19 protein-coding genes and 1 pseudogene are annotated in these 23,904 nt (G+C 62.7%); 15 read left to right on the forward strand and 5 right to left on the reverse strand.

Going from position 1 to position 23,904, the window contains the following annotated elements; genetic code table 11:
- Positions 1 to 34: 34 nt before the first annotated feature.
- The 3 genes from KI811_RS02560 (at position 35) to KI811_RS02570 (ending at position 4,270) form a co-directional block, all read left to right on the forward strand.
- Positions 35 to 319 carry a response regulator gene (locus KI811_RS02560; protein ID WP_246551229.1) on the forward strand — a complete coding sequence of 95 codons (285 nt, stop codon included), beginning with the start codon at positions 35 to 37 and terminating at the stop codon, positions 317 to 319.
- A 188-nt stretch (positions 320 to 507) separates the two neighbouring features.
- A complete protein-coding gene (locus KI811_RS02565) occupies positions 508 to 2,754 on the forward strand; it encodes a sensor histidine kinase (RefSeq protein WP_214184921.1) in 2,247 nt (748 codons plus the stop codon).
- 139 nt (positions 2,755 to 2,893) lie between these two features.
- Positions 2,894 to 4,270, forward strand: coding sequence for a sigma-54-dependent transcriptional regulator (locus KI811_RS02570; RefSeq protein WP_214184922.1), 1,377 nt, complete (start codon positions 2,894 to 2,896; stop codon positions 4,268 to 4,270).
- An 82-nt stretch (positions 4,271 to 4,352) separates the two neighbouring features.
- Here KI811_RS02570 and KI811_RS02575 read toward each other — a convergent pair whose 3' ends face one another.
- Positions 4,353 to 5,729: an OmpA family protein gene (locus tag KI811_RS02575; protein ID WP_214184923.1), complete on the reverse strand. Its 1,377-nt coding sequence runs from the start codon at positions 5,727 to 5,729 to the stop codon at positions 4,353 to 4,355.
- A gap of 183 nt (positions 5,730 to 5,912) precedes the next feature.
- Here KI811_RS02575 and KI811_RS02580 point away from each other — a divergent pair, with 183 nt between their 5' ends.
- From KI811_RS02580 to KI811_RS02610, 7 genes are all read left to right on the forward strand, one after another.
- The gene (locus tag KI811_RS02580) at positions 5,913 to 6,458 is read left to right on the forward strand and encodes a beta-class carbonic anhydrase (RefSeq protein ID WP_214184924.1); all 546 of its coding nucleotides are present in this window, start codon (positions 5,913 to 5,915) and stop codon (positions 6,456 to 6,458) included.
- A gap of 16 nt (positions 6,459 to 6,474) precedes the next feature.
- Positions 6,475 to 7,431 (forward strand): GGDEF domain-containing protein, encoded by a 957-nt coding sequence (locus KI811_RS02585; RefSeq protein ID WP_214184925.1) that lies wholly within the window; start codon positions 6,475 to 6,477, stop codon positions 7,429 to 7,431.
- A gap of 23 nt (positions 7,432 to 7,454) precedes the next feature.
- On the forward strand, positions 7,455 to 7,847 hold the full coding sequence (locus KI811_RS02590; RefSeq protein ID WP_214184926.1) for an FxsA family protein: 393 nt from the start codon (positions 7,455 to 7,457) through the stop codon (positions 7,845 to 7,847).
- 98 nt (positions 7,848 to 7,945) lie between these two features.
- The gene (gene wrbA / locus KI811_RS02595; protein ID WP_214184927.1) at positions 7,946 to 8,557 is read left to right on the forward strand and encodes an NAD(P)H:quinone oxidoreductase; all 612 of its coding nucleotides are present in this window, start codon (positions 7,946 to 7,948) and stop codon (positions 8,555 to 8,557) included.
- A gap of 106 nt (positions 8,558 to 8,663) precedes the next feature.
- Positions 8,664 to 11,066 carry a phosphoenolpyruvate synthase gene (ppsA, locus tag KI811_RS02600; protein WP_214184928.1) on the forward strand — a complete coding sequence of 801 codons (2,403 nt, stop codon included), beginning with the start codon at positions 8,664 to 8,666 and terminating at the stop codon, positions 11,064 to 11,066.
- Positions 11,063 to 11,506 carry an acyl-CoA thioesterase gene (locus tag KI811_RS02605; protein ID WP_214184929.1) on the forward strand — a complete coding sequence of 148 codons (444 nt, stop codon included), beginning with the start codon at positions 11,063 to 11,065 and terminating at the stop codon, positions 11,504 to 11,506. Before ppsA ends, KI811_RS02605 begins: the two co-directional genes overlap by 4 nt.
- Before the next feature lie 3 nt (positions 11,507 to 11,509).
- Positions 11,510 to 11,818, forward strand: coding sequence for a YkgJ family cysteine cluster protein (locus tag KI811_RS02610; protein WP_214184930.1), 309 nt, complete (start codon positions 11,510 to 11,512; stop codon positions 11,816 to 11,818).
- Between the two features lie 49 nt (positions 11,819 to 11,867).
- Here KI811_RS02610 and KI811_RS02615 read toward each other — a convergent pair whose 3' ends face one another.
- Positions 11,868 to 12,263, reverse strand: a complete 396-nt coding sequence (locus KI811_RS02615) for a YkvA family protein (RefSeq protein WP_214184931.1) — start codon at positions 12,261 to 12,263, stop codon at positions 11,868 to 11,870.
- A 742-nt stretch (positions 12,264 to 13,005) separates the two neighbouring features.
- Here KI811_RS02615 and KI811_RS18500 point away from each other — a divergent pair.
- From KI811_RS18500 to KI811_RS02635, 5 genes and pseudogenes are all read left to right on the forward strand, one after another.
- Positions 13,006 to 13,623, forward strand: a pseudogene (locus KI811_RS18500) (sensor histidine kinase); the annotation flags it as partial.
- 160 nt (positions 13,624 to 13,783) lie between these two features.
- A complete protein-coding gene (locus KI811_RS18505) occupies positions 13,784 to 14,356 on the forward strand; it encodes a response regulator (protein ID WP_281876245.1) in 573 nt (190 codons plus the stop codon).
- 321 nt (positions 14,357 to 14,677) lie between these two features.
- Positions 14,678 to 14,899, forward strand: coding sequence for a hypothetical protein (locus KI811_RS02625; protein WP_214184933.1), 222 nt, complete (start codon positions 14,678 to 14,680; stop codon positions 14,897 to 14,899).
- 55 nt (positions 14,900 to 14,954) lie between these two features.
- The gene (locus KI811_RS02630; protein WP_246551231.1) at positions 14,955 to 19,085 is read left to right on the forward strand and encodes a multicopper oxidase domain-containing protein; all 4,131 of its coding nucleotides are present in this window, start codon (positions 14,955 to 14,957) and stop codon (positions 19,083 to 19,085) included.
- A gap of 340 nt (positions 19,086 to 19,425) precedes the next feature.
- Positions 19,426 to 20,793 carry a cytochrome-c peroxidase gene (locus tag KI811_RS02635; protein ID WP_214184934.1) on the forward strand — a complete coding sequence of 456 codons (1,368 nt, stop codon included), beginning with the start codon at positions 19,426 to 19,428 and terminating at the stop codon, positions 20,791 to 20,793.
- A gap of 79 nt (positions 20,794 to 20,872) precedes the next feature.
- On the opposite strand, the gene KI811_RS02640 is transcribed toward KI811_RS02635, so the two are convergent.
- From KI811_RS02640 to KI811_RS02650, 3 genes are all read right to left on the reverse strand, one after another.
- Positions 20,873 to 22,342: a helicase HerA-like domain-containing protein gene (locus KI811_RS02640; RefSeq protein ID WP_214184935.1), complete on the reverse strand. Its 1,470-nt coding sequence runs from the start codon at positions 22,340 to 22,342 to the stop codon at positions 20,873 to 20,875.
- Between the two features lie 61 nt (positions 22,343 to 22,403).
- A complete protein-coding gene (locus KI811_RS02645) occupies positions 22,404 to 22,820 on the reverse strand; it encodes a secondary thiamine-phosphate synthase enzyme YjbQ (protein WP_214184936.1) in 417 nt (138 codons plus the stop codon).
- A gap of 55 nt (positions 22,821 to 22,875) precedes the next feature.
- Positions 22,876 to 23,895: a GPMC system family 4 glycosyltransferase gene (locus KI811_RS02650; protein ID WP_214184937.1), complete on the reverse strand. Its 1,020-nt coding sequence runs from the start codon at positions 23,893 to 23,895 to the stop codon at positions 22,876 to 22,878.
- Positions 23,896 to 23,904 lie beyond the last annotated feature (9 nt).

Below are 23,904 nucleotides of genomic sequence, written 5' to 3' on the forward strand. Positions count from 1 at the left end.
TGCCATCAGCCTTGCCGATAATGGCGAATCAGGGTTGGAACTCTGCCGGGCCAATGAATTCGACATCGTCATAACCGATATCAACATGCCCGACATGGACGGCATCCGGATGGCCGAGGAGATCAGAGGCCTGAAACCGGGCATTAAAATCATCGTCATGTCCGGCCATAGCGAAAAGTGCTACTACGACCAGTTGCAGGATATCGGCGTCACCGACTATATCCTGAAACCGGTAGACACTAAACTCTTGTTCCTCACCCTCGGCAAATTCATTGACCAGGTCATGCTGAAACGTGATAGGCCAGTCGTGATCAACTAACCGGCACAATTCAGGAACCGGGGTTACCAGAGCCCCCATGGAGAAAAGAGGCACCGCAACCAACCGCCGGTGGCTCTTTTTTCATTTTCAGGACCGCCCCTCTTCAGTGAATCGCTCCCTTGCATTAACGCTCCCGTTTGTATAAAGTGGCCCTGTTGCATTTTTGCCACACCAAGGACTCCCCAGCAATGGTTGAAAACCATCACCAACAGCCAGGCATGATTTCACCCCAGGAGTACGAACGGAAAAAGCGGCGGCGGGAAGCGATCATCATCGCCATCTCCGTTCTGCTGATCCTCGTGCTGACCCGGGCCGAGATCCACCTCTCCCGCATCAGCTCCGAAGTCCCCATGGGGAGCAACATCCTCATCTTCGGCATCATCAACATCATCCTCCTCCTCATCATCCTCCTCAGCTACCTGATCTTCCGCAACGTGGCCAAGCTCCTCATGGAGCGACGAAGCAAGGCCATCGGCGCGAACCTTCAGACCAAGCTCGTCATCGCCTTCATGGGGCTGTCGCTGGTGCCGACGATGCTCCTCTTCGTTGTGTCTGCCACCTACGTGAACCAGAGCATCCGCAACTGGTTCAACACCCAGATCGAGAGTTCCCTGTCCGAATCCCTGGAGGTGGCCCAGACCTACTACAAAAATTCGGCCGCCAACGCCCTCTACTACGGCCGGCAGATCAGCACCACCATCCGGGACGAGCGGCTCCTGAACGAGGAAAACCTTCCCCGGCTCCGGGAGTTGGTCCGCCAGAAGCAGCAGGAGTACAACCTCGGCATCGTGGAGGTCTACTCCTCCCAGAACGAGGAGCTCGTGCGGTCGTCGAACCCCAGCGTCCCCCTGGGGGAATTCACGAACCCCTCCTCCGAGGACATCAAGGCAGGGCTCAACGGCAAGGAACTCACGCGGGTCAACACCGTGGGGAAGGCCGACCTGATCCGGGGCATCATGCCCATCTACTCCACCTACCGGGCCGACGAGGTGGTGGGGGTGGTGGTGGTGAACTACTTCGTCCCCTACTCCCTCGTGGAAAAGATGCGGGAGATCACCAAGTCCTACGAGGAGTTCCGCCAGCTCAAGATCCTCAAGAGCCCGATCCGCGCCGGGTACATCCTGACCCTCTTCCTCATCACCATGGTGATTGTCTTCCTGGCGGTCTGGTTCGGCATCTACCTGGCCAACAGCCTCACGACCCCCATCAAGGAACTGGCCGAGGCGACCCGCCAGGTGGCCGAGGGGAACCTGGACGTGCAGCTGGGGCAGCGCTCAAGCGACGAGTTCGGGATGCTCGTGGCCGCCTTCAACAAGATGACCGAGGACCTGCGGAACCACCAGCAGGCCCTGCGCCAGACCAACATAGAGCTTGTCCGGAGCAACCAGGAGCTGGACGAACGGCGCCGCTACATGGAGATCGTGCTGCGTAACGTGGCCGCCGGCGTCATATCCGTTGACAGCCACGGCGTGGTCACCACCATCAACAAGTCGGCGGAAGAGCTCCTTCAGGTCTCTGCCCGCGCCGTGGTGGGGAAGAACTTCCGGGAAGTCCTGAAGCACGACCAGATCGACACCATCAAAGGGCTCCTGCGGGACATGGTTACGGCGAAACAGGACTCCATCAGCCGCCAGGTGACGGTCCCGGTCCGCGACACCAGGGCGACGCTCCTCTTCAACCTGACGGTGCTGCGGGACGAAAGCGGCGAGTTCCTGGGAACGGTGGTGGTCTTCGACGACCTGACCCAACTCATCAAGGCCCAGCGGATGGCGGCCTGGCGCGAAGTGGCCCGGCGCATCGCCCACGAGATCAAAAACCCCCTGACGCCGATCCAGCTCTCGGCACAGCGGCTGAGAAAGCGCTATCTACCCCGCTTCGGCGACGAGGACACCGTCTTTGACGAATGCACCGCCATGATCGTCAAATCGGTGGACGAGCTGAAGACGCTCGTGGACGAGTTCTCCAGCTTCGCCCGGATGCCGGCCGCCAACCCGGCCCCCAACGACCTGAACGGGATCATCCGCGAGGCCCTCACCCTCTTCAGCCAGGGGCACAGGGCCATCTCGTTCGGCTTCCGGGAAGACCGCCGCCTCCCCCACCTGCAGCTCGACCGGGATCAGATCAAGCGGGTCCTCATCAACCTCCTGGACAACGCCGTGGCGGCCGTAGCCGAAGAGGGGGAGATCGAAATCGAAAGCCGCTTCGATCCCGTCCTGAAGATGGCGGTGATCACCGTGGCCGACACGGGACACGGCATCGCGCCCGAGGACAAGCCCCGCCTCTTCGAGCCCTACTTCTCCACCAAGAAGTCCGGGACCGGCCTGGGGCTCGCCATCGTCAGCACCATCATCGCCGACCACAACGGCTTCATCCGCGTGCGGGACAATGTGCCCCGCGGAACAAAATTCATCATCGAACTGCCGGTAGTGACCTAGAAACCTGAAAAATTTCTTGAGTGTTCACCCCGGTTCGACCCCCCTGCTTCGCTTGCGCTCGCTTCCCCCCTACAAGGTAGGGGGGATTGAGGGGGGTCTTTGCTTGCACGATGTCAAATCGACAGATTGAGGTTAAACCATGAACGAAACGATACTCGTCGTCGACGACGAACAGAACATCCGCACGGCCCTGGCCGGAATCCTCGAAGACGAGGGATACCGCCCCGTCTTCGCCAAGGATGGCCTCGAAGCCCTCGACATGGCCAAGAAAGAGAACCCCGACCTGGTGCTCCTCGACATCTGGATGCCGCGGCTCGACGGCCTGGAAACGCTTCAGGCCCTCAAGGAGTTCCACCCCCTCCTGACCGTGGTGATGATGTCGGGCCACGGCACCATCGAAACGGCGGTGAAGTCCACGAAGCTCGGGGCCTACGACTTCATCGAGAAGCCCCTCTCCCTGGAAAAGGTTCTCGTCACCGTGAAGAACGGCCTCGACGTGGGGCGCCTCAAGGCCGAGAACGACACCCTGCGCACCGTGGCCTTCAAGGGGCACGACATGGTGGGGAATACCCCGGCCATTCTCCAGCTCCAGGAGCAGGTGAGGCGCGTGGCCGCCACCAACGCCTCGGTCCTCATCACCGGCGAGAACGGCACCGGCAAGGAGCTGGTGGCCCGGGCCATCCACCACTGGAGCCCCCGCAAGGAGAAGCCCTTTGTGGAGATCAACTGCGCCGCCATCCCCGAGGAGCTCATCGAGAGCGAGCTTTTCGGCCATGAGAAGGGAGCCTTCACCGGCGCCGTGGCCCAGAAGAAGGGAAAATTCGACCTGGCCGACGGCGGCACCATCTTCCTGGACGAGATCGGCGACATGTCCCTGAAGACCCAGGCCAAGGTGCTCCGCATCCTCCAGGAGCGGAAATTCGAGCGGGTGGGGGGAACGAAGACCATCGAGGTGGACGTGCGGGTGGTGGCGGCCACCAACAAGGACCTCCCCGGAGAGATCCGCAGCGGCACCTTCCGCGAAGACCTTTTCTACCGCCTCAACGTGGTCCCCTTCACGGTTCCGCCGCTCAGGGAGCGCCGGGACGACATCCCGCTCCTGGTGAATCATTTCCTCGCCATCTTCGCCAAGCGGGAGGGGCAGGAGCGCAAGAAGGTGCTCCCGGAGACGGTGGAACTCCTCAAGGGGTACGACTGGCCCGGCAACGTGCGTGAGCTGCGCAACATCATCGAGCGCCTCGTCATCATGACGCCGGGAAAGGTCATCACCCCCGACCAGGTCCCCGACTCCATCGGCGGCGCGGCAGCCGGCCGCGAAGGGGAGCCGCAGCGCCCCGGAGCTCCCCTTGAGCTCAACTCCCTCAGGGAAGCCCGGGAGGGATTCGAGCGGGAATTCATCCTCCAGAAACTGGAGGAGAACGGCTGGAACATCTCCCGCACCGCCGAGGTTATCGAGCTGGAGCGGAGCAATCTCTACCGGAAGATGAAGAGCTACGGGATCGACGCCAGGAAATGAGCTCTGGGTGTCGCACAAAGAGAAAAGGGCCGTCTCCGCGGAAGGGGACGGCCCTTTTCTCTTGAATGAAAGCGTTTTTTTCTTACTTCTGCTGCAGCACGCAGTCGATGATGGCGTTGATCCGCCGGTTCATGGCACGTCCCTTCGGGTCGGAGTTGTACCCGATGGGGCGGGTATAGCCGTACCCCTTGGCGGAGAGGCGGGATCTCTCGATGCCGAACTTGTCGGCCAGATAGTTCACGACACTCTCGGCCCGGCGCTGGGAGAGCTTCATGTTGTAATCGTAGCTGCCAACGCGGTCGGTGTGCCCTTCGATCACTGCGGTTGTCGTGGGATTCTGTTTCATGAACTCGCCCACCTTGGCGATTTCATCATGGTACTGGGGCTTGATGTTGTACTTGTCGGTGTCGAACTGGATGTTGAGGCTCACACAGAGCCGGTCCGGAAGCTTGGCGATAACCTTGGGATCCTCCAGGGCGCAGTCGATGACCGCCTGGATCCTGCGATTCTTCTGTTTTCCCGCCTCGGTGGCGTTGGAGGTAAGGGGCTGGGTCTTCCCGTACCCCTTGGCGGAGAGGCGTGAACGGTCAATCCCAAAATCATCCACCAGGGAATTCACAACGGCTTCGGCCCGGCGCTGGGAGAGCTTCATGTTGTAGTCGTCGCTCCCCACGTCGTCGGTATACCCTTCGATGACCGTCGTAGTGTTTGGATACTGCTTCATGTAGTCGGCGACACGCTTCACCTCGTCCTTGTACTGGGGCCGGATGTCGGCCTTGTCGATGTCGAACTCGATCTTGAGATCGATGCAGTATTTCATGAGGTTAGGGCGCGGCTCGGCAGCCATGACTTCGGGAGGGGCCTCGGGTGCCGGGGCCGCTTCAGCCGGCGCAACCGCCGCAGGGACTACGGGAGCGACGGCCTTCGTCTCGCCGCCAAACAGGAAGCTGAGGCCGACGGTATATTCCCAGTTGCTGAGCGTCCGGCTCAGGTCGAGGATGTAGCGTCCATCGGTCCGCACCGCAAGCGCCTCGTTGATGAAATACTTGAGGCCGCCACCGGCCGTGACGATGCCGTCGGTACGGCTCTTTACCCCGGCGCCCTCACTGTCGATGGTGATTCCGCCGCCGCCAACGGCCAGAAACGGAACAAGATCCTTTTCCGGCATAAAGTGATAGAGCCCTTCAAGGCGGTAAGTCATGACGTCGACATCTGACTCGCGCTTTGTCTGCTCGGTGGGGGTGTACCCGAAGACCCCTTCGAGTCCACAGTTCCTGGTAAAGTTGTACCCTCCCCGGATACCGAAGGTGGGTCCAGTCTTGATGTGCTGCTCGCCATCAAAGGTGTATCCTCCCACGTAGGGAGTGATGGCAAACGAGCCCGGCTTCACCTCAGCCATCGCCGTCGTGGCAAGGGCAAGAGCCAAAAGTGCGCATCCTGCAGCCAATAGTCTCTTCATTGCGGAACCTCCTTGTTCTGTGTAAGGGCAGCCTCAAGTCAATCTCGGAAAACTATAGACCGGCATTGCCGCTTGTCAACGGATGCAAATGCGCGAAGCTCGTCATGAAAACGGTTGACAGGTCGCACCACGGCCGGGTTATATAGATGCACGCTCAAACCATGCGAAAATGCGAGGTGCCCGATGACCCTTCTCGACACGATCCTCGACGCCAACAAAAAGTTCGTCCGTCCCGGGGTATTTCCCCCCCTTCCCAAGAACCCGAAGAAGCAGTTCGCCATCTTCACCTGTATGGATACCCGGCTCGTGGACTTTCTTGAACCGGCCATGGGAATCAAGCGCGGCGACGCGAAGGTCATCAAGAACGCCGGCAACACCATCGTCGACCCCATGAGCGGCGGCGTGGTGAGGAGCCTCGTGGCGGCCATTTTCATGCTCGGCGTGGAGGAAATCTTCGTGATCGGGCACCAGGACTGCGGCATGGCCAACGTCGACGCCGAGGCCCTGAAAGAGCGGATGATTGCGCGGGGCGTGGACCCTGAGGTCATCGAAGCCCAGGTGCCGGACCTGGCCCAGTGGATGGGAGCCTTCTCCTGCCCCGAGGAGAATGTCGGGCGGGTGGTTTCCGTTCTCCGCCAGAACCCCCTCATCCCCAGGGACGTGCCGATTCACGGTCTCATCTTCTGCCCCAACGACGGTCACCTGGACGTGGTGGTGAGGGGCTACTGACCCCCCGAGGAGCGACATGACCCACGACTCCCTCTTCAGCACCGCCGAACTGGAAACGGTTCCCCTCTTCCGCTTCGTCCCCCTGGAGTGCATCGAGGGGATCCTGGCCCACTGCACGGCCCAGGAACTCCCCCGGGGCGAGCGGTTCGAACCTGCCGGCCCCCTCGACCGCAGTCTCTCGGTGCTCCTGTCGGGGCGCCTTGCCCTCCACTATGACGTTCGCGAGACCGACGATCCCCTCTTTCTGGAACCGGGGGACATCATCGGCGAGACGTTCGCCGCGGGAGAACCGGGCGTCCCGTGCCTGCTGGTGGCTGCCGAGCCCTGCCGCGTCCTGGTCATGGAGGAGGACCTCATCTGGTCCCTGGCCCAAGCATCCCACGCCGCCGCCTGCAACCTCCTCGGCATCCTCCTGCGGCGGCGGCACGACCCGAGCCGCGAGAGTTTTGCCGGAACGGCACGCGAGTACGCCCTCCACGACCAGAGCATCGTCGACCCCCTCACCGGCTTCCAGACCCGCCGCTGGCTGGAAGGGGTCCTGGAGCGCCAGGCAGGCCGCGCCGCCTCCAGCGGCAAGCCCCTCTCCCTCATGATGATCGACATCGACCACTTCCGCGCCTTCAACGAAGAGCACGGCCGCATCGGCGGAGACCGGGCGCTCCATGCCGTGGCCAAGGCCCTGCGCAACTATCTCCGTCCCACCGAGGTGGTGGCCCGCTACGGGGGCGACACCTTCGCCATCCTCCTCCCCGAAACCGGAGTCGCCACGGCCCGGATGATCGCCGAGCGCCTTCGCCAGCGGCTGACTAACACCGTCATCGACATCCATGACGGCCGCATGCTTCCCCCCCTCACCATTTCGGTGGGGGTCGCCGAAGCCGCCGCCGGCTCAGACAGCCTCGCCCTGCTCAGGGACGCCCTGGACGCCCTCGACGCCGCCAAGGCCTCGGGGGGGAATGCCGTTTCCGGCTGATTCGGCGACCGTCCCCGACACCTATGCTCTTCAGGCTCTTCCTCATCTTCAGCGTCGTCCCGGTCATCGAACTCTATCTTCTCATCAGGGTCGGGAGGATCATCGGCGCCCTCCCCACCGTGGCCCTCCTTCTCCTCATCAGCTTTGCCGGGGCGTGGCTCGTCCGGCACCAGGGATTCGCCATCCTCCGCACCATCCAGAGCGAGATGGCCGCAGGGCGGCTTCCGGCCGCCAGCCTCCTGGACGGCGCCGTCGTCCTTGTGGGGGGCATCCTGCTCCTTACCCCCGGCTTCTTCTCCGACTTTCTCGGCCTTTTTTTCCTCATCCCCGCCACCCGCGGAATAATCAAGCAGTTTTTGGGGCTCTGGCTCCAGAAGAAACTCGCCGGCGGCCAGGTCATCATCCGCCGCCACTGACCTGCCCCACTCCCGGCCCGCCCCCCGCCGTTGCATCACCCCCGGAATGCGGTACCCTTGATGATGCCGAACATACTTGCATCAAGGAGGATTCGCCCATGAAGGTACTCATTCCGTTCTATTCCATGTACGGCCACATCTACCGGATGGCCGAGGCCGTTGCCGAAGGGGTCCGCGAGGTCCCCGGCGCCGAAGCGGTGCTCCGCCGGGTTCCCGAAACCCTGCCGGACGAGGTGCTAACGAAGATGGGAGCCGTCGAGCCCCAGAAAGCCTTTGCCCACATCCCCGTCTGCACCGTGGACGAGTTGGCCGCCGCCGACGCCATCATCTTCGGCACCCCGACCCGCTTCGGCAACATGTGCGGCCAGATGCGCCAGTTCCTGGACGCCACCGGCGGCCTCTGGGTGAAGGGATCGCTTGTCGGCAAGGCGGGTGGCGTCTTCACCAGCTCCGCCACCCAGCACGGGGGTCAGGAGTCCACCGTCCTCACCTTCCACACCTTCCTCCTCCACCAGGGGATGGTGGTCGCGGGGCTTCCCTACGCCTTCGCCGGCCAGATGCGGATCGACGAGATCACCGGCGGCTCCCCCTACGGCGCCTCCACCATCGCCGGCGGCCAGGGAGAGCGGCTCCCCAGCGAAAACGAGCTGGCCGGCGCCCGCTACCAGGGGAAGTATATTGCGGAAATCGCGTCTAAGCTGAAAGGGTAGCCCCTCACCCGGCCTACGGCCACCCTCTCCCCGAGGGGAGAGGGTTTGTTGTCTCCCCTCGTCCTCGGGAGGGGCTGGGGGGTGAGGGGAAACATGGAGGTCCCCCATGACCTACATCCGCTGGTTCTCCGAAATCACCATCGACGACGTCCCCACTGTGGGAGGGAAAAACGCCTCCCTCGGGGAGATGTACCGGGAACTCCGCCCCCTGGGGGTGAAAATCCCCAACGGCTTCGCCGTCACGGCGGATGCCTACTGGTATCTGGTCCGCTCTGGCGGGGTGCTGGACGAGATGCGGCGGACCCTGGACAGGCTCCATAAGGAGGATGTGGACGACCTGGCCTTCCGGGGGCACCGATTGCGGGAGCTGATCTACGGCGCTCCCCTCCCCGCGGACCTGGCGGCGGAAATCAGGGATGCCTACCGCCGGCTCTGCATCGAATACGGCGAAAACTGCGACGTGGCGGTCCGCAGCTCCGCCACCGCCGAAGACCTCCCCACCGCCTCCTTCGCGGGGCAGCAGGAGACCTATCTGAACATCCGGGGCGAGGCACAGCTCCTGGACGCCTGCCGCCGCTGCTTTGCCTCCCTCTTCACCGACCGGGCCATCTCCTACCGCATCGACCAGGGGTTCGACCACTTCAAGGTGGGGCTCTCCATCGGCATCATGAAGATGGTCAGGTCGGACCGGGCCTCCAGCGGCGTCATCTTCACCCTCGACACCGAGACCGGCTTCCGGGACACGGTACTGGTCACCGGCGCCTGGGGCCTGGGGGAGAACGTGGTGCAGGGAGCGGTGAACCCCGACGAGTTCACGGTCTTCAAACCGACCCTCCGCCGGGGGTTCCGCCCCATTGTCCGGCGCAAGCTCGGCGAGAAAAAGATCAAGATGATCTACGGCACCGGCACCTCCAAGCACCTGACGAGGAACGTGGAGGTGCCCAAGGAGGAGCGGCGCCGCTACTGCCTGGCCGACGCAGAGGTGCTGGAGCTGGCCCGTCAGGCACTCCTCATCGAGGAGCACTACTCGAAGCGGGCCGGCCATGATGTGCCCATGGATATCGAATGGGCCAAGGACGGGGTTTCGGGAGAGATTTTCATCGTCCAGGCCCGCCCCGAGACGGTGGAGTCCCAGAAGCGTCTCGACTTCCTGGAAACGTATATTCTAGAGCGCAAGGGGGAAGTCCTTGTCACCGGCACCAGCGTCGGCGGGAAGATCGCCGCCGGCCCGGCCCGGATCATCACCGATGTCCACAAACTCCATGAATTCAACCCCGGCGAGGTCCTGGTGGCCGACACCACCACCCCCGACTGGGAGCCGGTCATGAAGACGGCCGCCGCCATCGTCACCAACAAGGGGGGGCGCACCTGCCACGCTGCCATCGTGAGCCGCGAACTGGGAATTCCGTCGGTGGTCGGTACCGGCGACGGCACCGGGCGGGTCGCCACGGGCCGTGAAATCACCGTATCCTGCGCCGAAGGGGACGTGGGACGCATCTACGACGGCGCGCTCCCCTTCCGGGTGGAGCGGGCGGACCTCTCGGGAATGCGCCGCCCCCGGACCAAGATCATGATGAACCTGGGGAACCCGGAGGAGGCCTTCTCCCTCTGCCGGATCCCCAACGACGGCGTGGGGCTCGCCCGGATGGAGTTCATCATCACCAACCACATCAAGGTCCACCCCATGGCCCTGGTACACCCGGAGCGGGTGGAGGACGAGGCCGCACGCCGCGAGATCGGGCGCCTCACCGCCGGCTACCCCGATCCGCCCGCCTACTTTGTGGAGAAGCTGGCCGAGGGGATCGGCGCCATCGCCGCCGCCTTCCACCCGAAGCCGGTCATCGTCCGGATGAGCGACTTCAAGACCAACGAGTATGCTTCACTCCTGGGGGGGCGGGCCTTCGAGCCCGACGAGGAGAACCCCATGATCGGTTTCCGGGGGGCGTCGCGCTACTACGACGAGCGCTACCGGGAGGGGTTCGCCCTGGAGTGCCGGGCGCTGAAACGGGTGCGGGACGAGATGGGGCTCGCGAACGTCATTCCCATGATTCCCTTCTGCCGGCGGATCGTGGAGGCGAAAAAGGTCCTGGCGGAGATGGCGGCAAACGGCCTCGTGCGGGGAGAAAACAGCCTCGAAGTCTACGTCATGTGTGAGATCCCCAACAACGTCATCATGATCGACGAATTTTCACAGCTCTTCGACGGCTTTTCCATCGGCTCCAACGACCTCACCCAGTTGACGCTCGGCATCGACCGGGATTCGGCGCTGGTGGCCCACGTCTTCGACGAGCGGGACCCGGGAGTCATGCGCCTCATCGCCAGCGTGGTGGAGGGGGCGCGGCGCAACCACCGTCACAGCGGCATCTGCGGCCAGGCCCCCAGCGACTACCCGGAGTTCGCCGCCTTCCTGGTCCGGGAGGGGATCGACTCCATCTCGCTGAATCCGGACTCGATCCTGAAGATCACTCTCAGGGTTTTGGAAATGGAGCAGGAACTGGAGAAGCCATGAACCGCAACTGGACCCTCATCGAGACCCTCCTTCCCCAGGATACCAACCCTGCGGGGCATATCTTCGGCGGGGTTATCATGGGGCTCATGGACAAGGCGGCGGCCATCACCGCCTGGCGCCACGCCCGCTGCGAGGTTGTGACCGCCGGAGCCGAGGAAATCGCCTTCATCCGGCCGGTGCTGGTGGAGGAGGTGGTCAAGGTGGAGGCCCGGGTGGTCTGCACCGGCCGCACCTCCATCGATGTGGCGGTAATGGTGGAAACGGAGAATGTCTTCACGGGTGAGAGCCACGAGGCGGCCCGGGGGTTTTTCACCATGGTGGCTCTTGACGACGAAGGAAAGCCGAGGGAGGTTCCTCCCTGGGAACCCGGCACCGACGAAGAGCGGCGCCACTGCGAGGCTGCCCGCAAGCGCCGGGCCAGGCGCCGGGAGAAGAAGTGAACCATGAGGATGCCATGGATCGATCACACCAGGGTTAAACGGCACGGATTGCTGCTGGAGCAGCCTGCCGACGACCCCGCTCCGTGCCGGAAGTGCGGCGGAGCCTGCTGCCGCGCCTTCCCCAGCGTATCCCTGTCCTGGGAAGAGTACGAAAGGCTCCGAGCCCTCGGAGCCAGCCGCCTTCATTTTTCTCTTGCCGGGCACCACCTGTTGATCATCGAAAACGGCTGCGAGTTTCTCGTTGCAGGTCGATGCACCATCTACGCGGACCGACCCGATGTCTGCCGCCGTTTCATCTGTACGACGGACTGAGGGATTACTGGTGCCGGCCGCCGACCATTCACGGCCATTGCATATCGTTTCAGGATTGTGTGACCGGAGCGTCCCTCTCGCCAGACTCCTCCTCCGGTTCGACAAACGGCTCGCCGAAGAGTTTCGCAACCTGCGCCCGGGCCTTGGCTTTGATCTCGGGGGTTATGTGGGAGGCCACCGTCACGAGGGCCGCGGCGATGACTGCCAGGTCGTCGGTGTAGCCGACGCCGGGGATGAGGTCGGGAATCGTATCGATGGGCGAGATGAAGTAACCGAGGGCGCCGAGAATGGCGGCCCGGGCCCATTTCGGCGTTGAAGGCGCCCGGAGGGTGTGGTAAAGAACCAGCACCTTCTCGATCAGCTCCCGCCCCGCTGTCCGGGCGAAACGGCCGATCTTGGCTTTGAGGCTGTCTTCGCTGTAGTGGATGGAATAGTCTTTGGCCATGGGTTTCCTCCAGTGGGGCGGAAGGGGTTGACGATAAGGTTCAGATACAGGATACCGGACCGGTGAGCAAGTGAAAAGCCGGACACCCTTTCCTATCGCACGAGCTGTGCTAGGATTGACCCTCAGACAAGGACAGCCCATGACGAGTAAGGAAAAGCCCTCCAACGGCACGCCGTCGACACTGCTCCCCCTCGGCCTCGAACGGCTGTACGGCTCCCCGACTCTCCTTTTCGCGGCCGTCGTCGTTTCCGTTTTCCTCTCGGATGCCATCGTAATGCTGTTGTTGAGCTGTTTTGACAAGCATTATGAAGATATCCATCACTTCCTCGACGCCGTCATGCTGGTGACGCTTCTCTTGCCGATCCTGTTTTTCCTCGTCTTCAAGCCACTCACCGTGCAGCTCGCCCAGCGCCGCCGTGCCGAAGAGGAACTGGCCGCCGAGCGGAACAAGCTCAGGGGAATCCTCGATGCCATTCCATCCAGTGTCTGCATCTTCAACCAGTCCAACGGGATCGAGTACGCCAACGCGGCCCTCATGAAAGATTTTGGCCCTATGGAGGGACTCACCTGCTTTGACTACTTCCATGACCGGAGCGACGCCTGTCCCAACTGCCGTTTCGATAAGGGCGACGCAGAGAATATCCCCCCCTGGGAGTGGCATTCGGATAAAACCGGCAAAACCTATGAGGTGTTTCAAACGCTGCTGAAAAACGCCGACGGCACCATCGAGCGGCTGGCCCTGATGCGCGACATTACCGCTCGGACGCAGACTGCGGATGAGCTGCGGGCCTCGAAGGAGAGGCTGCGGGCCCTGTCGGACCATCTTCAGCGGGCCCGGGAAGAGGAGCGCACAGCGATCAGCCGTGAGATTCACGACGAACTTGGACAGGTGCTGGCGTCGGTCCAACTGGGAGTTTCGTCATTGGCGGAGGAAAGCCCGGACAACCAGCACCTGACCGGGAAGATCGCTGAAATGGGGAGCCTCATCTCCGGAGCCATCAAAACCGTTCAGAGAATTTCCACCCAACTCCGCCCCACCATTCTCGACGAACTGGGGCTCGCCGATGCTATCGAATGGCTGGCCGCTGATTTGGAAAAACGGACGGGGATCGATTGCACCTGTGATATTCTCCTGAATGGAAGCACCTTCAGCAAAGACGTTGCAACGGCGATTTTCCGCATCTGCCAGGAAGCTCTGACCAACGTCATCCGTCACGCTCACGCCACGAAGGTGACGGTTTCCCTTGAAGAGAGGAAAGAGCGGCTTGTTCTAATAATCAGGGACAACGGCCGCGGCATAACAAGCGAGCAACTCCAGGGGAAGCGGTCTCTAGGCCTCATCGGCATTCGGGAGCGTGCCTACATGCTGGGGGGAGGGTCAGAATCTGCCGCTGGCTTCAGCAAGGGACCGTCGTCATCGCTCACATTCCGATCAAATCATCCGGAGGAAGCCCGTGATAAATGCCACACGAGTCATCATCGCCGACGATCACGCCATCTTTCGCGAGGGGTTGAAGCAGGTGATTGCCAAGACCGCCACCATGACAATCGCCGGCGAAGCTGCCGATGGGGCAGAACTGCTGGCCAGAATACGAAACGAAGAATTCGACGTGGTGATCCTCGACATCTCCCTTCCGGGGCGTAGCGGCCTCGAAATCCTCCCTGAAATAAAGACCATCAGGCCAAAGCTCCCGGTTCTCATCCTGAGCATGCACCCCGAAGAGCAGTACGCCCTGCGGGCGATGAAATCGGGAGCAGCCGGCTACCTGACAAAGGGGAGCTCCTCCCAGGAGTTGATTGAAGCGCTGCAAAAAGTCACCATGGGGAAGAAGTACATCAGCCCCTCCGTGGCGGAGATGCTGGTGAAAAATCTCGACAACAACGGAGAACGGCCGCTCCACGAACACCTTTCGAGCCGTGAATTCCAGGTGATGTGCAGGATCGCAGGAGGTGACACGCCGAAAAAGATCGCCGAAGACCTGATGGTCGGAATAAAAACGGTCAACACCTATCGCGCCCGTATCCTTCAAAAAATGGGAAAGAAGAGCAATGCCGACCTGACCCGCTATGCCCTTGAACACCACCTGCTCTAGCAAGGAGCCACCCAACCTCCTTCCTGACACCTCATTTCCCCCGCCAATCCATTATTTTTTTCTTATGCTGCCGGACCTCCCCCCTCTCCCGGCACCACCAGATTGAAATTATTAAGGTTTTTTCTGTAGTTAATTTACCTACGCAATCACAGCCAATTACCTACACAACAAACCGAATTGCACCTACAAGCCGCAATCTATCCATCCTATATACATAACACCAACATTATCCGAGGTATCTTCATGAGAACCATGAAGATGCCAATCATGCATTAGTCGCGATAAAGGACCAAAGGAATCGTAAGGAAGGGAGGAAAGAAAATGAAAAGACTATCTGTATTGGCAGTGGGGGTTTTCATGGCAATTTCTCTGGCTGCAGCGGCGAACGCCGCGCCAACGGGAGTTCCAGGCAAGGCAACCCCTCAGAAGGGAGTGAAGAACGCCAGGAAAGCCATGCAGGGCAAGATCGAGCGGGACAAAAAGGTGAACGAGGCACGGAAACGGGGCCAGGCAATGAAACGTCAGGCCCAAGGCGGGAATTGATCGGCAGTATTCGTTGCCGTGACTTTTGAAAATGAAGGTGGAGAAAGGAGGAGTTATGAACAGCCTGAAACTGATGATCATCACGTGCCTGGCACTGGTGGTGACCGTCGTCTGGGGGATCGGCCCGCCCGTGACCCAGGCGGCGCCGGCCAGCCCCACGGACGAAACGAAAGTTCCCCACTACTACGGCCCCTACCCGAACTGGGCGCTCAGCCCGCTTCCCGGCTTCGATATTGCGAGCATTACCGTCGATAGCGGCGGCACCGGTTACACCGCCCCCACCGTTACGATTTCGGATGCTGCCGGTACCGGGTCGGGCGCCACCGCGACGGCGGCCATTGACGGGACTGGCGCGATTACCGCGATCACCGTCGTCACCGCCGGTTCCGGCTACGTGGTGCCCGTCGTCACGATTTCCGATCCGGCAGGAACGGGCGCTGCAGCCACCGCTGTCCCCGGCACCACCGTCACGGGGGGCATGAAGAAGTTCGTGGACACCCTGCCGCTCCTCTGCGACCCCTCGGTGGCGGGAAGCTGCGCCGGTGCCGCGAACAACCTGGGACAGTACCTCCCCCTCGCGGTTCCCGACCAGACGACCTTTACCACGGCCAACGGCTATGGCCCGGACGCCGACTACTATGTCATCGCCCTCGTTCAGCACCGGGAGCAGATGAGCTCGTCGCTCCCGGCCAAGGGAACCCTGCAGCGCGTGTACGTGCAGCTCGAAACTCCGAAAAACGCATCGTGGAGCAAGCACGTAGCCCTCAAGAACGACATGCCCGACGGCACCTCCGTGCCGATCATGATGCCTGACGGCGTCACGCCGGTCTATGCGGTGGACGACCCCCACTACCTTGGCCCCGTCATCGCCGCTACCAAGGACAAGCCGGTCCGCATCGTCTTCTACAACCTCCTTCCCACTGGTAACGGCGGCAACCTGTTCCTCCCCGTCGACTCCACACTGATGGGTTCCGGCATGGGCCCCATGATGATGGGCCCCCCGGCGGATCAGAAAACGGTCATGGACGAGGTGCGCAACCCCGCGTGCAGCGAAGCAACCAAAGGGTCCGGCACCGATTGCTTCAAGGATAACCGGGCAACCCTCCACCTTCATGGCGGCATCACCCCCTGGATCAGCGACGGCACGCCGCATCAGTGGATCACGCCTGCCAGCGAGAACACCCCCTGGCCCCAGGGAGTCAGCGTCAGCTCCGTTCCCGATATGGACAACGTGCCGGGCGTCCCCAACTGCTCGGCCGCCAACGACGGCTGCATGACCTTCTACTACACCAACCAGCAGAGTGCCCGGCTCATGTTCTACCACGACCACGCCTGGGGCATTACCCGCCTCAACGTCTATGCCGGCGAGGCCGCGGGGTACCTGATCTCCGACGCCACCGAGCAGAAACTGGTCTCCAACGGCACAATCCCCGCCGACCAGATCCCGCTGGTCATCCAGGACCGGACCTTCGTCCCCAGCACGGCGCAGACGGCCGCCCTCGATCCCACCTGGGACTACGCCCGGTGGGGCAAGGAAGGCGATTTCTGGTACCACCATGTCTACATGCCGGCCCAGAATCCGGCTGACCCGGGCGGCATGAGCGGCTACGGACGCTGGATGTACGGCCCCTGGTTCTGGCCCCCTGCTACTCCGCCCTACGGGCCGATTCCCAACCCGTACTACAATGCAAACTGCAAACTGAACGACCCGACCACCTGGCAGTACCAGACCGACCCCTTCTGCGAGCCGCCGCTGATCCCCGGCACGCCGAACATCTCCGTCGGCATGGAGCAGTTCAACGACACGCCCATCGTCAACGGGACCGCGTATCCGACGACGACCGTCGAACCGAAGTCCTATCGCCTCCGGATCCTGAATGCGGCCAACGACCGGTTCATGAACCTCCACTGGTACGTGGCCGATGCCACCGGGACCGAGGTAGCCCTCAAGGCTGCTGAAGTGGCGGCTGCCCAACTGGACCCGAACGTCTTCCCGACGCCCGACACCACCCTGAGCCCCGTCGGGCCCAACTGGATCCAGATCGGTACCGAGGGGGGCTTCCTCCCTGCGCCGGTCGTGATCCCTCCCCAGCCGATCACCTGGATCACCGACCCCACCCGCTTTGACGTGGGGAACGTTGACCAGCACTCCCTGGCCCTGGCACCTGCCGAACGGGCAGACGTGATCGTCGACTTCTCGGCCTATGCGGGCAAGACCCTCATCCTGTACAACGACGCCCCTGCGGCATACCCGGCCCGGGTATCGAGCTACGACTACTACACGGGCGCCCCGAACCAGTGGCCTGTAAGCGCTCCCGCCATCATCCCCGGCTACGGTCCCAACACCCGCACCGTCATGCAGGTGAAAGTCGCTGCCTCGACTCCGGCAACAGCCTTCGACCTGACCAAGCTGGAAAATGCGTTCAAGCACCAGACTGACGGCTCGGGGGTCTTCGAGTCGGGCCAGCATCCGATCATCGTCGGGCAGGCATCCTACAACTCCGCCTACGGCACGAACTTCGCTTCCGCCAGTTGGTGCAATGTTGCCGGCCTCAACATCAATATCTGCGACGGGTTCGCCCGCATTGCCGACCAAGGGGGCGATCTGTTCGGCTTCAACACCCTGCTCGCTCCGACGGCCAAACTCCAGCTGCCAGTCGAGCCGAAGGCACTCCACGACGAGATGAATGCCGTGTCCTTCGACGAGTTCGGGAGGATGACGGCCAACATCGGCGTTGAAGCGGTACCGGCCACTCCAGGCCTCCAGAACGTCACCCTCTACCCCTATGTGAACCCGGGCACGGAGTTCATCGACGGCACCAACCTGCCCAAGGGGGTCACCGTCACGCCGATCGCCACCCAGGACGGCTCCCAGATCTGGAAGATCACCCACAACGGCGTCGACACGCACCCGATCCACTTCCACCTGTACGACGTGCAGCTGCTCAACCGGGTCACCTGGGACAACATCATCATCCCGCCCGACGCCAACGAGCTCGGTTGGAAGGATACCGTCCGGATCAGCCCCCTTGAGGACACCATCGTGGCCCTCAGGCCGGTTATCCCGGCGCTCCCCTTCGAGCTGCCGAACTCGATCCGCACCCTCAACCCGATGATGCCGGCCGGCGACACCACGATGTTCAACAACATCGATCCCCAGGGGAACCCGACGGCCAGTATCACCAACCAGCTGGTCAACTTCGGCTGGGAGTATGTGTACCACTGCCACATCCTGAGCCACGAGGAGATGGACATGATGCGGCCGGTGTCGGTGGCCCTGCCGCCGAAGCAGCCCGACGGGCTTACCTCCGCAATCACCGGGAACGGCAACAACCGCAAGGTGGCCCTCACCTGGAACGACAACTCCATCACCGAAACGGCCTTCGTGCTGCAAAAAACCACGGACGGCACGACCTGGACCACGGTGGGGACCAGTCCGTCGCCCCTCGACCAACTGAACACGACCGGGACGCGCACCCTCACCGATCCTGCGTCCTATAACGACAACACGGTCGCCGAGTACCGGATTATGGCCCAGAATACCGTCGGCTACGGGGCCGAATTCCCGAGCATGACCGTTTCGTCGGCATCGGCTCCGCTCATCGTCGGGACCATCCCCGTGGCGCCGACCACCCTGGCGGCCGCGCTCCAGGCCGGCCCGCGGATCAACCTGACCTGGCGGGACAATGCAACGAACGAGTCAGGATTCGTTATCGAGCGCTCCACCAACGGCGGCGCCTTTGTCCAGGTAGCCACGGCACCGGCCCGCGCCAGCACCGGCACCGTGACGTACGTCGACACCACGGCGGCCCCCGGCACCACCTATGGCTACCGTGTGGCGGCGGCAAACCTCGCCGGTCAATCCGCCTACTCGAATACGGCCACCGTAACCATCCCGGCTCTTCCCGGGACACCGTCGATCCTGACCACCACGGCGGCCCGCCAGGGAGGCAGCAACGAGCGGGTGACCGTGACCTGGACGAACGTCACTGGGGAGACCGGTTACACGATCCAGTGGAGCACCAACAACTTCTCCACCATCGCCGGTTCGGGCACCGCAGGAGCAAACATAACAACCTTCACGACCGGAAACATCGCACGGCAGGCCTGGCAGTTCCGGGTCGGCGCGTCCAACGCGGCCGGCACGGTATGGTCTGCGCCGGTCAATGTGGCAGCTGCTCCCTGACACGTGAAGCTGTCTGACATCCGGGGGGAACTTCACCCCCCGGATATTTTCGAAGCCAACCTCCTGTCCAGAAAACAGGGGCACCTGGCCAAACCATCCCAACCATAGAAACGCAAGAGGGCCTCTCCGGAGGCCCTTTCGCTTTATGGGGCAACGCCAACATCACCGGTCGGCTCGTCACGGCAGCACCCCCTTAAGACAAATACCGATTAGTTTCTTCTTGATTCACCTACTAAAAATGCAGCAACACCCCTATGAGCACAGAACAATGAAACAGCTATAATTCATCCGCAGCATTCGCCCACTGCGGAACAAGCCACTTCACAGAAAGGAGATCGACATGAAATTGACGAGAACCACGGTATTGGCGGGTGCATTCCTGCTGGGAGCCACCATGGCTCCCTCGGCGGCAGACCTGCCCCCCAAGGAGGCCCTTGGCAAGAAACTCTTCTTCGACACGGGTCTCTCCGTGAACGGCACCCAGTCGTGCGCCGCCTGCCACGCGCCGGAGGCGGGATTCACCGGACCGGATGCCGCCGCGAACGCTGGCGGGGCCGTCTACGAGGGGGCGCTTCCCAACCACTTCGGCAATCGCAAGCCTCCCACGTCGGCCTATGCCGGCGACAGCCCTATACTGCATCAGGATGCTTCGGGGAACTGGGTCGGCGGCATGTTCTGGGACGGGCGGGCCACGGGGAAAGTCCTCGGCGACCCGTTGGCAGAGCAGGCCCAGGGCCCCTATCTGAATCCGCTGGAGCAAGCCATCGCCAACGCCCAGGTTCTCTGCGCCAAGGTCAAAAAGGCCGACTACGCCGGCCTCTTCGAGGACGTGTGGGGCTCCGGCTCCCTCGACTGCGCCAGGGATGTGAACGGCGTGTACGAGAAAATCGGCCGCTCCGTGGCAGCCTACGAGAGAAGCCAGGAGGTGAACCCCTTCACCTCGAAGTTCGATCAGTTCTGGGATAATGCCAAAGCAGCCGGCAAGGACGTCGCCAGGATCAGGTGCGGCAGTGGCGGCATGGGCGGCGGTGGTGGCATGGGTGGCGCCATGGGATGTCCCGGCAGCGGAATGGACCCCAACCGGTGGACGCAATTCCGCAACCTGGGGCTCAATGACAACGAACTTCAGGGGCTGGCCGTCTTCAACGATCCTAACCGGGCGAACTGTTCAGCGTGCCACTCGCTTGAAGCCGGCAGTAACGGGTATCCGCTCTTCACCGACTTCGGTTACGACAACATCGGCACGCCAAAAAACCCGGCAAACCCCTTCTACTCCATGCCCCCGGCCTGGAACCCCGATGGGCAGAACTGGGTGGATTACGGCCTTGGGGGCTACCTGAAGAACGCCGGGTATCCGCTCGAGGTTTACGGTCCGCAGATGGGCACGCACAAGGTGCCGACGCTCCGCAACGTGGACCAGCGCCCTACCCCTGATTTTGTGAAGGCTTACGGCCACAACGGCTTCTTCAAGTCCCTGGAGGACATCGTCTTCTTCTACCACTGGCGTGCCATGATGGACGGTGGCATGTGCAACGGCGACGGGATGGGTGGAGGTGGCATGGGCGGAAACTGCGAAGCCATGTCCACCATGTTCCCCCCGCCGGAAGTGGAGCAGAACCGCGCCACGCTTGGCATGTTCCCCCGTCCCCAGGTTGACAACATCGTCCTCTTCCTGAAAACGCTCTCGGACGGCTATTTCACAAGATAGCAGCCTTCCTGATGCTGTCAAAAAAAAGGGCGACCCTCCCAGGTCGCCCTTTTTGCTGTTTTCCACCACCGGCATGCTGTTACCGCCGCCCTCCGCCAAAGAGAGACCCCAGCACCCCCCGGATGATCTGGCGTCCCACCTGGCTGCCGATGGCATGGGCCGCGCTCTTGGCAAAGGCCCCGAGCATCGTCCCCACCTGATTGGCCACTTCGCTTTTCCCCTCCTCTGGAGGGGGGGCTGCGGCTGCAGCGGCAGCGGCTGCCGCCTCGGCCTTGGCCTGGAGCGCCTCGTAGGCCGACTCCCGGTCCACCGTTTTCTCATAGAATCCGGCCAGGGGCGAGCGGGCGATGACCGCGGTCCGCTCGGCACCCGCGAGGGGGGCGAAGCGGCTTTGGGGCGGGCAGACCAGTGCCCGCTCCACCACGGTGGGAGCACCCTTCTCGTCCAGAACCGACACCAGGGCCTCCCCCACCTCCAGCTGGGTGATGACCTCCTCCACCGAAAAGGCGGGATTGGCCCGGAAGGTCTCGGCCGCGGCCCTCACCCCTTTCTGGTCCTTGGGGGTGAAGGCCCGCAGGGCATGCTGGACCCGGTTCCCCAGCTGCCCCAGCACCGTGTCGGGGAGGTCGACGGGGTTCTGGGTCACGAAGTAGATCCCCACCCCCTTGGAGCGGATGAGCCGCACCACCTGCTCGATCTTCTCCACCAGGGCCTTGGAGGCGTCGTCAAAGAGGAGGTGGGCCTCATCGAAGAAAAAGACCAGGTTCGGCTTCTCCGGGTCCCCGGCCTCGGGGAGCTGCTCGAAGAGCTCCGAGAGCATCCAGAGGAGGAAGGTGGCGTAGAGCTTGGGCGACTGCATGAGCTTGTCGGCGGCGAGGATGTTGATCACCCCCCGGCCATCGGAGTCGGTCTGCATGAAGTCCTGGAGGTTCAGGGCCGGCTCGCCAAAGAACTGCTCTGCCCCCTGCTCGCCCAGGGCCAGGAGGTTCCGCTGGATGGCGCCGATGCTGGCGGCGGAGATGTTGCCGTAGGCGGTCTGGAACTCGGCGGCGTTGTCCCCCACGTAGCGGACCATGGCCTGGAGGTCCTTGAAGTCGAGAAGGAGCAGGCCGTTGTCGTCGGCCACCTTGAAGATGACGTTGAGGACCCCGCTCTGGACGTCGTTCAGGTTCAGAAGCCGCGACAGGAGGAGCGGCCCCATCTCAGAGACCGTGGTCCGGACGGGATACCCCTGCTCCCCGAAGACGTCCCAGAAGACCACGGGGAAGCCGCCGTAGGCGAACCCCTCAAGCCCCATCTTCGCCACCCGCTCGGCCACCTTTGGGTTCTCGTCCCCCGGCAGGGCCACCCCCGACAGGTCACCCTTCACGTCGGCCATGAAGACCGGCACGCCGATGGCGCTGAACCGCTCGGCCAGCACCCGCAGGGTCACGGTCTTGCCCGTGCCGGTGGCGCCGGCCACGAGGCCGTGGCGGTTGGCCATCCGCGGCAGCAGGCAGACTTCCTTCTCCCCTTTGGCTATGAGCAGTGCTTCTGCTGCAGTACCCATGAATCTTCCTCCCTTTCCTTCATGACATCCTCTTGAATTGTTATCGCCGAATGGCTACCGACTATTCCCCGATGATCTTCACCAGCACCCGCTTGCGGCGCTTGCCGTCAAATTCCCCGTAGAATATCTGCTCCCACGGGCCCAGGTCCAGCTTGCCGTCGGTGACCGCAACCACCAACTCGCGGCCCATAATGGTCCGCTTGAGATGGGCGTCGGCGTTGTCCTCGTACCCGTTATGGCGGTAACGCGAATAGGGCTTCTCCGGGGCAAGCCCCTCCAGCCACACCTCGAAGTCGTGGTGGAGGCCGGGCTCGTCATCGTTGATGAAGACGCTGGCCGTGATGTGCATGGCATTGCACAGAAGCAGCCCTTCGCGGATGCCGCTCTCCCGCAGACACTCCGCAACGGTCCCCGTGATATTGATCAACTCCCTCCGTTGCCTGGTCTCGAACCAGAGTTCCTTGCGATAGGTTTTCATGTCGATGCTCCAGTGGCTTAACTACGCTCATCCTTTCCTTCAACCATAACGGTGCTCACCCGAGCACCCACCCATAGAGTTCCCGGTACGCCTCCGCCTCCCGCCCGGCCGAAAACCGCTCCTCCGCAAACCGGCGCCCCTGATCCCCGAGCCGCCGTCGTAGCGCACCGTCCCGCAGCAGTTCACGGGCTTTTTGGATGAACTCCCCCTCGTCCCGGTACAGAAGCCCCGTCTTCCCCTCCTTCACGATGGAACGGTTTCCCTCGATGTCCGCCGCCAGAACCGGCCGGCCGAAGGCCATGGCCTCCAGCACGCTGTTGGCCATCCCCCCCTCGAAGATGGAGGTATTGAGGACCACGTCGGCACGCCGGTAGATGGCGCCAATGGCGTCATGCCCCACCTCCCCCAGGTAGCGGGCGAAGGGATGGCGCGCCATCTCCGCCAGGACCGTTGCCCCATACGTTTCGTCGAGGACCGGGCCGGCCACCACAAGCCGGACGCGGGAATCCTCCCCGTGGAGTTCCGCCAGGGGAGCCAGCGAAAAGCCAGCGTTTTTGACCGGACGAAGCCCGGCAGGCAGAAAAAAGACGATTTCTCCGGCGTCAAAGCGCTTCTCTCCCCAGCAAAAATTCTCGCCGGGAAGCTCGACCCCCTGGGGAATGATCCGGGTCTTTGCCGCCAGACTCGGGTGGTGGCCTACCACGCGGTACTTGACGCTGGGGTCAAAGGCTACAATGGCGGCCGCATCACGCAGGACAGCGAGGGTTTCCTCCCGCCGATCGTCAGCAAGGGCTTCGTAGACGTCGGAACCGGTCAGGGTGACGATGTAGGGGATACCGACGACGCGGGCGATCTCCCGGGCCACCCGCCCCCCGAAATAGGCGTGGAAGCCGTGGATGGCGTCCGGCTTCATCCGCCTGATCTCCTCAAGGATTTGGGCCGCGGTCAGACAGTCGAGGGGGCAGACGGCCGCCTCGCACCCGGCAGTGGCAAGATGCGCTGCAATGCGCCTGACGGTAACGGCGTTCCCCCGCACCGGCGGGGCATAGTAGGGGGTGATGAGGGCAATTTTCATGGATGCGGG

It is taken from the genome of Geobacter hydrogenophilus, assembly GCF_018501225.1.
In the GTDB taxonomy this organism is placed as follows: domain Bacteria; phylum Desulfobacterota; class Desulfuromonadia; order Geobacterales; family Geobacteraceae; genus Geobacter; species Geobacter hydrogenophilus.